We start from the raw sequence: 13891 nt of genomic DNA, 5'->3' as shown, positions 1-13891 counted from the left end.
TCGTAGACCTTGAACGCCAGCGGGTTGTCCGAGGCCTTGCCTTCGAATGGAATGCGGCCGATGCCCGGAAAATATTCCTTGGCGCCGATATAAACGGAGTTGCTCATGAGAAATGGATTCCTGTCGAGTGGGAGAACGATGGCCGGCACCGCGGCATCGGTGTGCAAACCGTTGGCATGTCGATCAGCGCAGGCGCATGCGTGGAGACAGATGCAACGCCGCCGTTGCGTCGCGTACAGGCATCGACGGCCAGACGTCGGGCATGGATCATGCGCGCGCGTCCGCGCCGCGCGGCAGCGGCCCGGTCACAAACGCGCCACCACGGCTTTCGCGATGTTAGCGCTATCATGGAGGGCGCCGAAAAAGCGCCACTGCCGAAGAAAACCGACGCAGACATTGGGTGCGGTTCGCAAGCCGGGACGCGCGAACTTTACCCAGCCTGCGGATGAAACGCTTGCTGCGATGCGCCATCGCGGCGCACCGCGCGCTGTCCGGACGCGGCACCGCATTCGGCGGCATCGCAGCCACGACGGCGCGACGACTACAATGCACCGCCATGTCTTCTCCCCTGCCCTTGCCGCAGCGTCTTGCCGATCCGCCATCGCCCGCGCGTTCCCCATCCTCGGCGCTGGGTAAGCGCCTGTGCCGGCAGGTGGGCCAGGCGATCGCCGACTTCGGCATGATCGCCGCCGGCGACAAGGTGATGGTGTGCTTGTCCGGCGGCAAGGACAGCTACACCTTGTTGGATATCCTCCTGCAACTACAGCGCAAGGCGCCGGTGCCGTTCGAATTGGTGGCGGTGAACCTGGATCAGAAACAGCCGGGCTTTCCCGCCGACGTACTGCCCGACTACCTGCGCAAGCGCGGCGTGGCTTGGCACGTGATCGAGCAAGACACCTATTCGGTGGTCACCCGGGTGGTGCCGGAGGGCAAAACCCTGTGTTCGCTCTGCTCGCGGCTGCGGCGCGGCGCGCTCTACCGCTACGCCGCCGAACACGGCATCAGCAAGATTGCGTTGGGCCACCACTGCGACGACATGGTCGCGACTTTTTTCATGAATTTGTTCTTCCACGCCAAACTGGCGGCAATGGCGCCGTTGCTGCGCAGCGACGACGGCCAGCATGTGGTGATCCGACCGCTGGCCTACGTGCGCGAGCACGATATCGCCGCCTATGCGCAAGCACGGCATTTCCCGCTGATTCCCTGCACATTGTGCGGCAGTCAGGAAACCCTGCAACGGCGTCAGGTCGGGTTGATGCTGCAACAGTGGGATCGCGAGCATCCGGGACGGGTGGAACAGATCGCGCGGGCCATGGGCAACGTGCAGCCCTCGCAATTGGCCGACCGCGTACTGTTCGACTTCGCCGCGCTCGGCGGCGGCGCGCCGGTAACGGCCTGGGCCGACGACAGTCCGGCCTGAACGTGCGTCGCTGAACCATCCGATGCGGTGCGGGGGACGACGCGATGCGACAATGTCGCCCACCGCCCCGCGCAACGTCGCCGGATCGTTCCGTTTTCTTCTGCTGGATGCTCGATGTTCTTTCGCAATCTGACCCTGTTCCGCTTCCCCACGACGCTGGACTTATCCGAGATCGACACGCGCCTGCCGGAGGCCCGGCTCAAATCGGTGGGCCCGCTGGAAATGAGTTCTCGTGGTTTCATCTCCCCGTTCGGTCGCGAGGAGCAGGAAGCGCTGTCGCACCGCATCGCCGATTTTCTGTGGCTCACCGTGGGCGGGGAGGACAAGATCCTGCCCGGTTCGGTGGTCAACGACCTGCTCGCGCGCAAGGTCGCCGAGATCGAGGAGAAGGAAGGGCGCCGGCCCGGCGGCCGCGCACGCAAGCGGCTGAAGGACGATCTGATCCACGAATTGCTGCCGCGCGCCTTCGTCAAATCCTCGCGCACCGATGCCATGCTCGATCTGCAACACGGCTACGTCGCCGTGGACACCTCCAGCCGCAAGAGCGGGGAGACCGTGATGTCGGAGATCCGCGGCCTGCTCGGCAGCTTTCCGGCGCTGCCGTTGAACGCCGAGGTGGCGCCGCGCGCGATTCTCACCGGCTGGATCGCCGGCGAACCGCTGCCCGAAGGATTAAGCCTAGGCGAAGAGTGCGAGATGAAAGATCCCATCGAAGGCGGCGCGGTGGTCAAGTGCCAGCACCAGGAACTGCGCTGCGAGGAGATCGACAAACACCTGGAAGCCGGCAAACAGGTCACCAAGCTGGCGCTGGTGCTGGACGAGCACGTGTCCTTCGTCCTCGGCGACGATCTGGTGATCCGCAAACTGAAGTTCCTCGACGGGGCGCTCGACCAGCTCGAACATGCCGATCAGGATGGCGTACGTGCCGAACTGGATGCGCATTTCGCGCTGATGAGCGGCGAAGTGCGGCGGCTGTTCCTGCTGCTGGAAGACGCGTTGAAGCTGAGCAAGGCCGAGAGCTGAAATCAAGCGGCGTCCAATGCACCAGATCGTGCCGTTGTCACGATCTGGTGGCAGTCCGAGCGTTATCCTGTCTGCATGCCCACTTTTCTCCGTCGCTTGCTCGCCCCGCCGCACGCGGCGGTCGAACGCGACCTCGTCCGCCTGCGATTGGACGAGCGCGAGATCGAGGTGCTGCGCGTGCGCGATCCGCGCGCCCGGCGGATCAAACTCAGCGTGGACGAACGTGGCGCGCGCCTGACCTTGCCTCTGCGCGCCAGCTTGGTCGCCGGCGAACGTTTTCTGCTCGAACACCGGCAATGGCTGGATACACAACTGGCGCGCTACCGCGACGAGGACAGCACACCCGGCCTGCAGCGCGGCGTCCCCGGCTGGCTGCCGTTGCGCGGCGAGCGCCTACCCTTGCGTTGGAGCGAGGGCCGTTACGCGCGCCTGCAAGTCGATGCCCAGGGCGCGGAATTGCAGGTGCCGGCACGCGCCGGCGACGCGGTGATTGCACGCACGCTGCGGGAATTCTACGAAGCGCAGGCGCGCGCCGACCTCGGCCGCTGGCTGCCGATTTATTTGCCGTCGCTGCCGCGCACGCCGGCGCGGATCCGGTTGAAGGTGATGTCCTCGCAATGGGGCTCGCTGGCCCCGGACGGCACCATGGCGCTGGATCTGGCCCTGGTGCTGGGCCGCTCGTCGGCGTTCGAGTATGTGCTGGTCCACGAGTTGTGCCATCTGCTGCAGGCCAACCACTCGCCTGCATTCTGGCGCGAAGTGGAAGCACGGTTCCCGGACTGGAAAGCCGAGCGCACCTACTTCCACGCACATGGGCGCTGCCTGAAGGCGCAGTTGCGGCGCTTGCTGGGTTAGCGCCTACGATGCACAGTTTGAAGGCAGATGCGTCGGTCGTCAGTGGCACGGTGCGTCCCCGTGCGGGGATGCCCACGCTTCGCCTCAGCGCTGCGGAGACAGGGCTCCATGCAGCGCCCGGCAGGCCTCCTCTCCCCGTCTGCCGCAAACCTGTTGCGATTCCCGCACCAGCGAGGCGTTACGGTCCTGGGGGCGCTACGCCGGCATGTCAGGACGCCGGGATCGCACCGCGAACACAGGACGGATCGCGTCTACGGCTGTTGACGGCAGGCGTGGGCGCAACTTAAGGGGAAATAGTTCTGCGCACAAATTTCAAGTTCAATGTTCAGCATGCAGACATGGGGCTGCCGATGGCTCTCGGCATGCACGGCGCCGGCTCAGAGGAACGCGTGCAGCAACGCGGCCACCGCCGCCGGTTGTTCCATGTGCAGATGATGGGTGCCGGGCAGCGTATGCACGCGGCCATCGCGTAGCTGCGCCGCTCGCTGCAGGCGCACCGCCTCGGGCAGAATCGCCTGTGCGGGATCGGCGAAGACCACCAGCGTCGGGCAGTCGATGCCGGTCAGCAAGGCCTGCACCTGCGACTCGGTCTGGCGTATCGGGGTGGGCTGGGTCAGCCGGCGATCGCTGCGCCAGACATAGCCGCCATCCACCGCGCGCACTCCACGTTCCACCAGGAGCCGCGCCGCCGGTTCGCTGAGTTGGTTGGCCCGCATGCGCGCACGCACCGGTGCGGCCAGATCGGGAAACACGCGCAACGGCGTCGCATTCGGCTGGCGGCCTTTGGCGACGCTATCGCGCAGGCGCTGCACGGCGTTGGCCTCGCTTTCGGCCAGACCGCCGAGCATCTCGATCGCCACCAGCTTGTCGATCCGCTGCGGCATCGCCGAGGCCAGCAGGCTGGCGATCGCCGCGCCCATCGAATGGCCGATCAACACGAAACGCTCCCAACCCAGCGCATCGGCGGCGTCCAATACCGGGTGCAGGCTGCTGAACAACAGGTACTCGCCCCCCTCCGGCAACGCGGCGCTATGGCCGTGTCCGGGCAGGTCCAGCATGACCAGATCCAGCTGCGGCAGGTGGGCGCTCAGCGGCACGAAGCTGGCGGCATTGTCCAACCAGCCGTGCAAGGCCAGCACCTTCGGCCCCTGCGGATCGCCGCTGCGCAAGCCGGCGAGCCTGCCCACCCGCGATGGACAGGTAATGGCGCGCGGACTCATGCGGCGCGGATGGCGAGCTGCGCCAGGGCGTGGGCGTGGGCCGCCGAGTCATTGAGACAAGGGATGTAGCGTACTTGCATGCCGCGTTCGGCACAGGTCTCGACGAAACCCATCGCCACTTCTTCCAGGGTTTCCAGGCAGTCGGTGGCGAACCCGGGACAGAGCACATCCACGCGCTGGATACCCTGCGCGGCGAGTTCCCACAGGCGCGGTTCGGCATAGGGCCGCAGCCAGCGTTCGGCGCCGAAGCGCGACTGATAACCGAGTTGCCACTGGCTGGCGTCCAGGCCCAGCGCCGCGGCAATCGCCTGGGCGCTGGCCTCGCAGCGTTGCGGATACGGGTCGCCGTTGTTGGCCACCCGTTGCGGCAGGCCATGGAAGGAAAAGAACAGCATCTCGCCGCGGCCATGCTGCGCCCAGTGCGCACGCACGCTGGCGGCCACCGCTTCGACCCAGGTTGGATCGGTCGGGTAATCCTCGATCAGGCGTACCGGCAACTGCGGATTGCGCGCCTGCCAGACCTGCACCACGTCCTCGATCGAGGCGGTGGTGGTGGTCGAATACTGCGGATACAGCGGCAACACCACGATCCGGCGCACACCGGCGTCGCGTAGCGCGTCCAGCGTCGGTGCCAGCGCAGGTGTGCCGTAGCGCATCGCCCAGGCCACCTTGTGGTCCGGCAATGCGCGTTGCATGCCTTCGGCCAGACGCCGCGTGTACACCGCCAGCGGCGATCCGTCCGGTAGCCAGACCTGTGCGTACTTCTCTGCCGATTTCGGCGAACGCCGTGGCAGGATGACCCAGTGCAGCAGCGGCCACCAGAACAGGCGCGGAATTGCCACCACGCGCTTGTCGCCGAGAAATTCGGCCAGATAACGGGCGACCGCAGGCGCCGTGGGCGCCTCGGGCGTACCTAGGTTAACCACCAGGACGGCGGTCTCGGGTGCATTTGACATGACTCCATTGTGGCAGAGACCTGGCGCCGCAGTCTGGCGCGTTGTCTATGACAACGATTGGCGTGGCACCGGCCGGCGAACACCGGCACCGCTCATAGCCGATTCATTGGCTGATGAGTAAGTTCAAGAACTTGCAGTATCTTGCTGCGGATCGATCTTGGAGCCCCCCGATGCCCCGCCTGCCGCGCCTCGCGCTGTTGCTGAGTACCATACTGTTCGCCGGCCACGCCATGGCCGGTCCCGAAGAGGACGAACGCGCCCGCAACGCCCTGCGCGTGCTGAGCGAGATTCAGAAGATCCCGGAGCAAGCCATTCCCGACAGGTTGCTCGACGAGGGCCGTGCCATCGTGGTGATTCCGGACACGCTCAAGGTCGGCATGGTGTTCGGTGGGCGGCGTGGCCACGGTTTGATGTCGGTCAAGCGTCCCGATGGCACTTGGTCCAACCCGGTGTTCGTCAAACTGACCGGTGGCAGCGTCGGGTTCCAGATCGGCGTGCAGTCCTCCGATGTGGTGCTGGTATTCCGTAACGACCGCAGCCTGGACAACATCGTCAACGGCAAGTTCACCCTGGGCGCCGATGCCGGCGTTGCCGCCGGCCCGGTCGGGCGCAATGCCTCTGCGGCCACCGACGGCCAGCTCAAGGCCGAGATCTGGTCGTGGTCGCGCGCGCGCGGGCTATTCGCTGGCGTCGCTCTGGATGGTGCCGCCTTGCAGATCGACGATGCCGCCGACCTCAACGCCTACGGCAGCAACAGCACCCCGCGGATGATCTTCGAGGGCCGCACCGCCAGCCGACCGTCCAACGATATCGTGGCATTCCGCGACAAGCTGGAAGAAGTCAGCTATGCCGCGCGGCAAACCCGTCGCAACAGCAAGGACAGCGACGATAGCGACACAGCCCCGGCGTCCGCGGCACCTGCGCCGACCCCGGCCAGACAGGCGGCAGTGGAACCGGCGGTCGGATTGCCCGCCGACAACGCCAGCACGGCGCCGTTGCAAGCCCCGTCGCATGTCCCGCAGAAGCAGGGCTTCCAGCCCGTGTCCGACGGTGAGGTCCGCACCGAGCCACTCAACGGCAACCACTGATTTCGGCGGCGGCGCTCGCGGCCCGGGACATCTGCCTGACTTCTGTTCAGGCGCATCTGCAGCGTGTGCGCCAAATAACGCGCCTACCCCCGGTGCGCGCTATCCTGAGCGTTCCTCAACGACTTTCTTTGCGAGCGGATCATGGGCAGTTTTAGCATCTGGCACTGGCTGGTGGTGCTGGTGATCGTGCTGGTGATATTCGGCACCAAGCGGCTGACCGGTGGCATCAAGGACCTGGGCAACGCGGTCAAGGAGTTCAAGAAAGGCATGCGCGAGGACGACGACAAACCCGCCGGCCAGCTCGCCGACGCCTCGCGCAGCAGCGAACCGGCGCGCCAGACCCAGGCCGAGCACGACCGCGACGCGCACTGACAGGACGGCGTGCCTTGTTCGATATCGGATTCAGCGAACTGCTGGTGATCGCGGTGGTGGCGCTGGTGGTGCTCGGCCCGGAGCGCTTGCCCAAGGCGGCGCGTTTTGCGGGGTTGTGGGTCCGTCGTGCCCGCGCGCAATGGGACTCGGTGAAGCAGGAGCTGGAACGCGAACTGGAAGCCGAGGAACTCAAGCGCAGCCTGCGCGACGTGCAAGCCTCGCTGCGCCAGGCCGAGACCCAGCTGCGCGACAGTGGCCAGCAATTGCAACGCGAAACCGACGCGTTGCGCCGCGAGATCGATCCGACCACGCCGAACCCGGACCCGTCCACCGGGATTGCGGACCCCCCCCCGCACACTGCGTTGGCGGCTGCCACGGTCGAGACCGTGGAAACAGCGCTACCGGTATCAAGGTCTGCTGTCGAGCCACAGCCACAACCGGCTGCGCCGGTATCGTCCGGAGCGCAGGGCCTCACGGCGCATCCAAAGACCGCAGACACCCCGTTGTCGCCTCCGGTCCAGCCTCCTTCCGCTGACCCGACAGCGCCGCGATGAACCCCGAAGCCGAGAGCAGCCTGATCGAACACCTGATCGAACTGCGTGCGCGTCTGATGCGTGCGCTGATCGGTCTGGGCGTGGTGGTGGTGGCCTTGCTGCCGTTCTCCAAGCGTATCTACACCTGGCTGGCCGCGCCGATGCTGGCGCAGTTGCCGGTTGGACAGAGCGTGATTGCCACGCATCCGGCAGGTGCGGTCATCGCTCCACTCAAGTTGGCGTTCTTCCTGGGCATTTTCATCGCCGCGCCCTGGCTGCTGTACCAGGCCTGGGCCTTCGTCGCGCCCGGCCTGTACCAGCGCGAGAAGCGTCTGGCGTTGCCGCTACTGGCATCGGCGGTGCTGCTGTTCTATCTCGGCTGCGCGTTCGCCTACTTCCTGGTGTTGCCGGCGGTGTTCCACTTCTTGACCACGTTCAAGCCGGACGTGATCCAGCTCACCCCGGACGCCGGGTCTTATCTGGATTTCGTCCTGGCGATCTTCTTCGCCTTCGGCGCCAGCTTCGAGTTGCCGGTCGCGCTGGTGATCCTGGCCCTACTCGGTTGGGTAACACCGTCGCAACTGCGCGAGGGCCGCGGTTACGCGGTGGTGGGCATCTTCGTATTGGCCGCCGTGCTGACCCCGCCTGACGTGGTTTCGCAACTGATGCTGGCCATTCCGATGTGTCTGCTCTACGAGTTGGGCATCATCGCCGCCAGCGCGGTGACCAAGCAGCCGTCGGAAATGCAAATCCGCGACTAAGCCTAGCTGGCGAAGTTCAGCGGAGCGGTTCTGCTCAAGTGTCGCAACGCCGACACCACTGGATCGGGCAGCCGCCCGAACAGCCGGGCTTGTCCAGGATCCAGGACGTCGTCTCTCAAGCGACAAACACGTTGGACGGCGGCTGCGGCACGGCCGTTGCGGGATGATCGGGGTGCCCGAACATCTGCTTCCACGCCGTGTACACCATGCCGGCCAACGCCGGCATCACCAGGGACATGAGCAATACCTGTGTGACCAGGGTCGCGACCATGGCGCCGACGATGACCTGCAGCAGCAACATCACCAATGCCAGCACGAAGTACAGCGCAAAAGTGGCGATGAAGGCCAGCACACAGAACACTAACATCGCCGGCACGTTGTGCAGGCAGGCGCGCAGGCTGTGGCGCATCGCGGTCAGGCCGTTGCGGCCATCGAACATCACCTGCGGTGCGAACAGGAACAGCGTCAGCATCACCATCACGAAACCGACCGCCACCAGCAGCAACCACACCAAGATGCGCATGGCCGGCAGGGTTTCCACCAGTTGCTCCACCTGCGCTGGGTCTGGCTGCGCGTTCGACTGGCTGAGCTCGTTGAGTTTGTTCATCACCGTGGCCATTTGCTCCCATCCGCTCGGCCCCACCACCACCAGGGCGAGGATGCCCAGCGCCAGCACGACGACCAATTGCGGCAACAGCGCCACCAGCAAATTCGGCGCGCGGCCCGCGTGCAGGCCTTGCAGCAGGTGCGCCGGTTGCGCACTACGGCCCTGGTCCACTTCCCGTGCGGCCCATACCAGCCCACCGAACAGCAGTGGGCCGGCCAAGCCAAGCAGCAGTTGCGCCAGCATGCCGAGGGTCGGATTGAGCACCCCCATGAACACGGCGATTACCATGGCCAACCCCCAAATTGCGCCCAGCCGGCCCAGCGTCCATGGCGCCCGCCGCAGGAGGGACATCCCGCTCAATAGCCATTGCGCGCCGGCCGAGGCCGGCAGCTTGCGAATCTCGATCATTGCCAATCCGAAGTGGGGGACGCCTTACAGCGCGGCGAAGACGCAGATTATCGTGGTTTTGCCTGGACGCCGTCGTCAATATTGACTATGCGCGTGCTGAACGAAGCGTCGTAGCAGCTTGCGCGCCAACGGCGCGGCGCTGACCTCGCGGGCGATGGTACGGGCGCAGCGCCCCGCGCGGCGTAGACAGTCGGCGCGCGCCTGCACGTAGCCACGCATATGGTGGGTGGCGAATTCCGGATGAAACTGCACGCCCCAGGTCGCCTTGCCCCAGCGCAGCGCCTGGCACTGGTCCTGCGCCGAATGCGCGAGCACGGTGGCGCCGGCAGGTGCGTGCAGTACCGTCTGCAGATGGGTGGCGTGCGCAGCGAAATGTTCCGGCAGACCGCAGAACAACGGGTCGTCGGCGGCCGAGGGATGCAACGCGATCTGCACCGTGCCCGATTCGCGCCCCGCCGGGTTGTAGGCGACTTCCCCGCCCAGCGCGTGCGCCAGCAACTGGTGGCCGTAACAGATGCCCAGCAGCGGCATTCCCGCGTGCGCCGCCTCGCGCAGCCAGTCGGCGGAACGCTCGCTCCAGTCGGCGCGATCGGTGATGAACGCGGCCGACCCGGTGATGATGACCCCGACGAAATCGCGGCGATCGGGCAGCACCGCGCCCGCCGCGACATTGGCGACCACGATCTCGCGCTCGGCCAGACCGGCAGCAACGCGGATCCAATGCGGAAAGCGCCCGTAGCGCCGCATCGTCGGCACAGGCTCGCCGGTTTCGAGGATCAGGAAGGGTGTAGCGGACATACGGAACAAGGCAACGACATGGAGTGATTCTAGATGGCCGCGGGGCCATTTTTTCAAGTGCGACCGGCGCCGACGGCATCAGCATATAACTTGGGTAAACCCAGGACTTCGCTCCGTGTCCCTGGGCTGTTTACACTCAGGGATAATGTTCCGCGACGTATCGAAGGGATCTTCGGCATGATGAAACTATTGAAATCGCTGACGCTGGCCGTGGTGTTGATCGCCTCCGGCGCCTGTATTGCGGCCACCCCGGTCAAGCCAACCACGCTTACTGTGCTCAGTTCCGGCGGCATCATGGGGGCGGTGCGCGCGATCGCGCCGCGCTACGAACAGGCGACCGGGGTGAAGCTGCGCATCGAGGCGGCGCCGTCAATGGGCGACACGCCGCAGGCCATTCCTAACCGGCTCGCCCGTCATGAGCCGGCGGACGTGCTGTTGATGGTCGGTTCGGCGCTCGACAAGCTGGTCGCCACGGGCCAGGTGCGCAAGGCCAGTCGGGTGGATTTGGGCAAATCCTATATCGCCATGGCGGTCAAACAGGGCGCGGCCAAGCCCGACATCTCCAGCATGGACGCTTTCCGCAAGACGCTGCTGGACAGCACGTCGGTGGCGTATTCCGACAGTGCCAGCGGCGTTTACCTGTTGCATGAACTGTTCCCGCAGATGCGACTCGGCGACGGCTTCGCCGCCAAGGCGCGGATGATTCCCGCCGAGCCGGTGGGCGCCGTGGTCGCGCGCGGCCAGGCGCAACTCGGCTTCCAGCAACTGAGCGAACTGAAGCCGGTGCCGGGCATCACCATCGTCGGCCTGATTCCCCAGCAGGCGCAGAAGATGACCCTGTATTCCGGTGCCGTCGCCACGTCCAGCACGCAGCCGGAGGCGGCCCAGGCACTGTTGGATTACATGGCGTCCAAGGCCGCTGCCAAGGCCATCGAGGACAGCGGTCTCACGCCTATCGTCACACAGTAACAGCGGCGATCAAGACCATGGTGGCGCTGCCGCCGGTCCGGCCGGGCGGTGCTCGGAATCCTCGAACTGCTGACTCACTCGCGCGGCGGTAGTACCGACAGCACTTCTTCGAGGGTGGTCAGGCCAGCGGCCACCTTTTCCAGGCCTGCGCGGCGCAGGGTGCGCACGCCCTCGGCCTGTGCGGCACGGCTGAAACCGGCCAGGTCCATGTCGGCGCGGATCAGGCTGCGCAGACGCGGCCCGATCGGCAGCAGTTCGTACAGGCCGACCCGGCCCAGGTAGCCGGTGCGGCGGCATTCCAGGCAGCCGACCGGTGCATAGGTCTGAATCTGCTCGGGCAAGGCCTCGCCCGGCTCGCGTAGCGCGTCCCATGCGTGCGCTTCCAGCGTGTGCGGGCGCTTGCAGTGGCTGCACAGGGTCCGCACCAGACGCTGCGCCAGCACGCCGTTGAGGGTGGAGGCGACCAGGTAGTGCGGCACGCCCAGGTCGAGCAGGCGGGTGATCGCCGAGGGCGCGTCGTTGGTGTGCAGGGTGGACAGCACCAGGTGCCCCGTCAGCGATGCCTGCACCGCCATCTGCGCGGTTTCCAGGTCGCGAATCTCTCCGATCATGATGATGTCCGGGTCCTGCCGCAGCAGAGTGCGCACGCCACTGGCGAAATCCAGGTCGATGTTGGGCTGCACCTGCATCTGGTTGAACTCGGTCGCGATCATCTCGATCGGATCCTCCACGCTGCACACGTTTACGTCCGCCGTGGCTAGGCGCTTGAGCGTGGAGTACAGCGTGGTGGTCTTGCCCGAACCGGTCGGGCCGGTGACCAGCACGATGCCGTGCGGACGCTCCACCAACGCGTTCCAGCCGGCCGCTTCCTGGGGGCTGAAACCGAGCTGGTCCACGCTCTTGAACGCCGCATCCGGGTCGAAGATGCGCATCACGCACTTCTCGCCGAACGCGGTGGGCATGGTCGACAGGCGCATTTCGGTCTCGCGCCCGCCCGGCGAGCGGGTCTTGATGCGTCCGTCCTGCGGGCGCCGGCGCTCGGCCAGGTCCATGCGTCCAAGCACCTTGATCCGGCTGACGATGGCGCTCATCACCGCCGGTGGCACTTCCAGCACCTTGTGCAGCACGCCGTCGATGCGGAAGCGCATGCGTCCGGCCTCGCGCCGTGGCTCCAGGTGGATGTCGCTGGCGCGCTGTTCGTAGGCGTACTGCAATAGCCAATCGACGATATGCACGATGTGGTGGTCATCGGCGTTGACATCGCCGCCACGGCCCAGTTCCACCAGTTGTTCGAAGCTGGGCAGGCTGCTGCCCTGTTCGCCACGGCCGTCCTTGGCCCCGCGTACCGAGCGGGTTACGCCGAAGAACTCCATCGTGTAGCGATGCAGGTCCAGCGGATTGACCACCGCGATCTCGATACGGCGACGCGCCAGGTGTTGCAGATCGCCGAGCCAGTCCAGTGCCAGCGGTTCGCTGGTCGCCACCAACAGGCGCTCCGGTTCCAGTGCCAGCGGCAGGATGCGGTGGCGACGCGCGTAAGCATGCGAGACCACCGCGGTGACCGCGGCCACGTCCACCCGGGTCGGGTCGATGCGCAGATAGCGCAGGCCGCAGCGCTGCGCCAACCATTCGGTCAAGCGTTCCAGGCTCAGTTCGCTGCCCGGCGGGTGGATCGCGGGCAGTTTCAAGTTGGATAGCAGCACCAGTGGATGCACATCGCTGACCGTGCGTGCGCTCTGCGCCGAGAACTGCATGCGGCCGCGTTCTTCTGGCGCGACCAAGCCGTCGGCGAGCAAGGCCGCGGCCACACGCTCGACGGTCAGCCGTCCCGGCGGCAACGACACCGTGCTGGATGCGGGCAACGCGAACGGCGGCGCGGCGGATCGCGAATCCATGGTCCTGCTCCGGTGCGCGGAAGTGTCCGCGAGTCGATCGCTATACTAGCGCACCCCTCAACCGGCCCCCCGCTCGATGTCCGTTTCCCGGTCCGTTCCGATCACGTTCCAGGGTTTGATCCAGACCCTCAACCAGTTCTGGGCGCAGCACGGCTGCGTGCTGATCCAGCCGTTGGACCTGGAAGTGGGCGCCGGCACGTTCCATCCGGCCACGTTTCTGCGCGCGCTTGGTCCCGAGCCATGGAACGCGGCCTACGTGCAGCCGAGCCGCCGTCCCACCGATGGCCGTTACGGTGAGAATCCGAACCGTTTGCAGCGCTACTACCAGTACCAAGTCGCGATGAAGCCCAACCCGGACAACATCCAGCAGTTGTACCTGGACTCGTTGCGCGCGCTGGGCATCGACCCGCTGGTGCACGATCTGCGCTTCGTCGAGGACAACTGGGAATCGCCCACGCTCGGCGCCTGGGGCTTGGGCTGGGAAGTCTGGCTCAATGGCATGGAGGTCACCCAGTTCACCTACTTCCAGCAAGCCGGCGGCCTGGAGTGCAAACCTGTGCTGGGCGAGATCACCTACGGTCTCGAACGGCTGTGCATGTACCTGCAAAATTGCGACAACGTGTACGACTTGATCTGGACCTACGGCCCTGACGGCACACCGGTCACCTACGGCGACGTCTACCACCAGAACGAAGTGGAGCAGAGTGCGTACAACTTCGAACACGCCAACGTGGCCGAACTGTTCCACCGCTTCGACGCCTGCGAACGCGAAGCGCAGGCGCTGGTCGAAGTGGGATTGCCATTGCCGGCCTATGAGCAGGTCACCAAAGCCAGCCACGCCTTCAACCTGTTGGATGCGCGCCGGGCGATCTCGGTCACCGAGCGCCAGCGCTATATCCTGCGCGTGCGCGCGCTGGCGCAGGCGGTGGCCAAGGCCTACTACGCGCAGCGCGAGAAGCTCGGCTTCCCCGGCGTGAAGCGCTAGT

At 66.0% G+C, this 13891-nt stretch carries 14 protein-coding genes; 9 read left to right on the top strand and 5 right to left on the bottom strand.

Annotated features, from left to right (window positions below):
* Positions 1–556: 556 nt before the first annotated feature.
* The 3 genes from ttcA (at position 557) to XalbCFBP2523_RS05970 (ending at position 3298) form a co-directional block, all read left to right on the top strand.
* The gene (ttcA, locus tag XalbCFBP2523_RS05980; RefSeq protein ID WP_045766578.1) at positions 557–1420 is read left to right on the top strand and encodes a tRNA 2-thiocytidine(32) synthetase TtcA; all 864 of its coding nucleotides are present in this window, start codon (positions 557–559) and stop codon (positions 1418–1420) included.
* A gap of 114 nt (positions 1421–1534) precedes the next feature.
* Positions 1535–2443, top strand: coding sequence for a recombination-associated protein RdgC (locus XalbCFBP2523_RS05975; RefSeq protein ID WP_012914631.1), 909 nt, complete (start codon positions 1535–1537; stop codon positions 2441–2443).
* A 75-nt stretch (positions 2444–2518) separates the two neighbouring features.
* On the top strand, positions 2519–3298 hold the full coding sequence (locus tag XalbCFBP2523_RS05970) for a YgjP family zinc-dependent metalloprotease (protein WP_045756641.1): 780 nt from the start codon (positions 2519–2521) through the stop codon (positions 3296–3298).
* A 377-nt stretch (positions 3299–3675) separates the two neighbouring features.
* On the opposite strand, the gene XalbCFBP2523_RS05965 is transcribed toward XalbCFBP2523_RS05970, so the two are convergent.
* Together XalbCFBP2523_RS05965 and hemH are read right to left on the bottom strand one after the other, a co-directional pair.
* Positions 3676–4518 (bottom strand): alpha/beta fold hydrolase, encoded by an 843-nt coding sequence (locus XalbCFBP2523_RS05965; RefSeq protein ID WP_045765046.1) that lies wholly within the window; start codon positions 4516–4518, stop codon positions 3676–3678.
* Positions 4515–5474: a ferrochelatase gene (hemH, locus tag XalbCFBP2523_RS05960; RefSeq protein WP_012914634.1), complete on the bottom strand. Its 960-nt coding sequence runs from the start codon at positions 5472–5474 to the stop codon at positions 4515–4517. Before hemH ends, XalbCFBP2523_RS05965 begins: the two co-directional genes overlap by 4 nt.
* A gap of 170 nt (positions 5475–5644) precedes the next feature.
* Between hemH and XalbCFBP2523_RS05955 the strand changes: the two genes are divergently transcribed.
* The 4 genes from XalbCFBP2523_RS05955 (at position 5645) to tatC (ending at position 8228) form a co-directional block, all read left to right on the top strand.
* Positions 5645–6562, top strand: a complete 918-nt coding sequence (locus XalbCFBP2523_RS05955; protein ID WP_045765047.1) for a lipid-binding SYLF domain-containing protein — start codon at positions 5645–5647, stop codon at positions 6560–6562.
* Between the two features lie 141 nt (positions 6563–6703).
* On the top strand, positions 6704–6934 hold the full coding sequence (gene tatA, locus XalbCFBP2523_RS05950; RefSeq protein ID WP_045765048.1) for a Sec-independent protein translocase subunit TatA: 231 nt from the start codon (positions 6704–6706) through the stop codon (positions 6932–6934).
* Positions 6935–6948: 14 nt separating this feature from the next.
* Complete coding sequence (tatB, locus tag XalbCFBP2523_RS05945) at positions 6949–7488, top strand: Sec-independent protein translocase protein TatB (RefSeq protein ID WP_045765049.1); 540 nt, start codon at positions 6949–6951, stop codon at positions 7486–7488.
* Positions 7485–8228, top strand: coding sequence for a twin-arginine translocase subunit TatC (gene tatC / locus XalbCFBP2523_RS05940; RefSeq protein ID WP_012914638.1), 744 nt, complete (start codon positions 7485–7487; stop codon positions 8226–8228). The genes tatB and tatC overlap by 4 nt, the downstream gene beginning before the upstream one ends.
* A gap of 115 nt (positions 8229–8343) precedes the next feature.
* On the opposite strand, the gene XalbCFBP2523_RS05935 is transcribed toward tatC, so the two are convergent.
* Together XalbCFBP2523_RS05935 and XalbCFBP2523_RS05930 are read right to left on the bottom strand one after the other, a co-directional pair.
* Positions 8344–9243 (bottom strand): BPSS1780 family membrane protein, encoded by a 900-nt coding sequence (locus tag XalbCFBP2523_RS05935; protein ID WP_045765050.1) that lies wholly within the window; start codon positions 9241–9243, stop codon positions 8344–8346.
* A 75-nt stretch (positions 9244–9318) separates the two neighbouring features.
* Positions 9319–10041: a glutamine amidotransferase gene (locus XalbCFBP2523_RS05930; protein ID WP_045765051.1), complete on the bottom strand. Its 723-nt coding sequence runs from the start codon at positions 10039–10041 to the stop codon at positions 9319–9321.
* Between the two features lie 177 nt (positions 10042–10218).
* Here XalbCFBP2523_RS05930 and XalbCFBP2523_RS05925 point away from each other — a divergent pair, with 177 nt between their 5' ends.
* Positions 10219–11010 carry a substrate-binding domain-containing protein gene (locus tag XalbCFBP2523_RS05925; protein ID WP_045765052.1) on the top strand — a complete coding sequence of 264 codons (792 nt, stop codon included), beginning with the start codon at positions 10219–10221 and terminating at the stop codon, positions 11008–11010.
* 74 nt (positions 11011–11084) lie between these two features.
* Here XalbCFBP2523_RS05925 and XalbCFBP2523_RS05920 read toward each other — a convergent pair whose 3' ends face one another.
* Positions 11085–12905 (bottom strand): GspE/PulE family protein, encoded by a 1821-nt coding sequence (locus XalbCFBP2523_RS05920; RefSeq protein ID WP_045765053.1) that lies wholly within the window; start codon positions 12903–12905, stop codon positions 11085–11087.
* Between the two features lie 76 nt (positions 12906–12981).
* Here XalbCFBP2523_RS05920 and glyQ point away from each other — a divergent pair, with 76 nt between their 5' ends.
* Entirely contained in the window at positions 12982–13890 is a 909-nt protein-coding gene (gene glyQ / locus XalbCFBP2523_RS05915; RefSeq protein ID WP_012914643.1) for a glycine--tRNA ligase subunit alpha, read from the top strand.
* Position 13891: the final 1 nt, after the last annotated feature.

Origin of the sequence: Xanthomonas albilineans (assembly GCF_002939705.1) — a bacterium.
GTDB classification, from domain to species: Bacteria; Pseudomonadota; Gammaproteobacteria; order Xanthomonadales; family Xanthomonadaceae; genus Xanthomonas_A; species Xanthomonas_A albilineans.
The sequence above is the reverse complement of the archived record's forward strand: the minus strand, read 5'-3'. Positions and strand labels throughout refer to the sequence as shown.

Excerpts from the sequence above, each read along its gene's own strand:
- ttcA (WP_045766578.1), top strand. The coding sequence starts at position 557 with ATGTCTTCTCCCCTGCCCTTGCCGCAGCGTCTTGCCGATCCGCCATCG.
- XalbCFBP2523_RS05975 (WP_012914631.1), top strand. The coding sequence starts at position 1,535 with ATGTTCTTTCGCAATCTGACCCTGTTCCGCTTCCCCACGACGCTGGAC.
- XalbCFBP2523_RS05970 (WP_045756641.1), top strand. The coding sequence starts at position 2,519 with ATGCCCACTTTTCTCCGTCGCTTGCTCGCCCCGCCGCACGCGGCGGTC.
- XalbCFBP2523_RS05965 (WP_045765046.1), bottom strand. The coding sequence starts at position 4,518 with ATGAGTCCGCGCGCCATTACCTGTCCATCGCGGGTGGGCAGGCTCGCC.
- hemH (WP_012914634.1), bottom strand. The coding sequence starts at position 5,474 with ATGTCAAATGCACCCGAGACCGCCGTCCTGGTGGTTAACCTAGGTACG.
- XalbCFBP2523_RS05955 (WP_045765047.1), top strand. The coding sequence starts at position 5,645 with ATGCCCCGCCTGCCGCGCCTCGCGCTGTTGCTGAGTACCATACTGTTC.
- tatA (WP_045765048.1), top strand. The coding sequence starts at position 6,704 with ATGGGCAGTTTTAGCATCTGGCACTGGCTGGTGGTGCTGGTGATCGTG.
- tatC (WP_012914638.1), top strand. The coding sequence starts at position 7,485 with ATGAACCCCGAAGCCGAGAGCAGCCTGATCGAACACCTGATCGAACTG.
- XalbCFBP2523_RS05935 (WP_045765050.1), bottom strand. The coding sequence starts at position 9,243 with ATGATCGAGATTCGCAAGCTGCCGGCCTCGGCCGGCGCGCAATGGCTA.
- XalbCFBP2523_RS05930 (WP_045765051.1), bottom strand. The coding sequence starts at position 10,041 with ATGTCCGCTACACCCTTCCTGATCCTCGAAACCGGCGAGCCTGTGCCG.
- XalbCFBP2523_RS05925 (WP_045765052.1), top strand. The coding sequence starts at position 10,219 with ATGATGAAACTATTGAAATCGCTGACGCTGGCCGTGGTGTTGATCGCC.
- XalbCFBP2523_RS05920 (WP_045765053.1), bottom strand. The coding sequence starts at position 12,905 with ATGGATTCGCGATCCGCCGCGCCGCCGTTCGCGTTGCCCGCATCCAGC.
- glyQ (WP_012914643.1), top strand. The coding sequence starts at position 12,982 with ATGTCCGTTTCCCGGTCCGTTCCGATCACGTTCCAGGGTTTGATCCAG.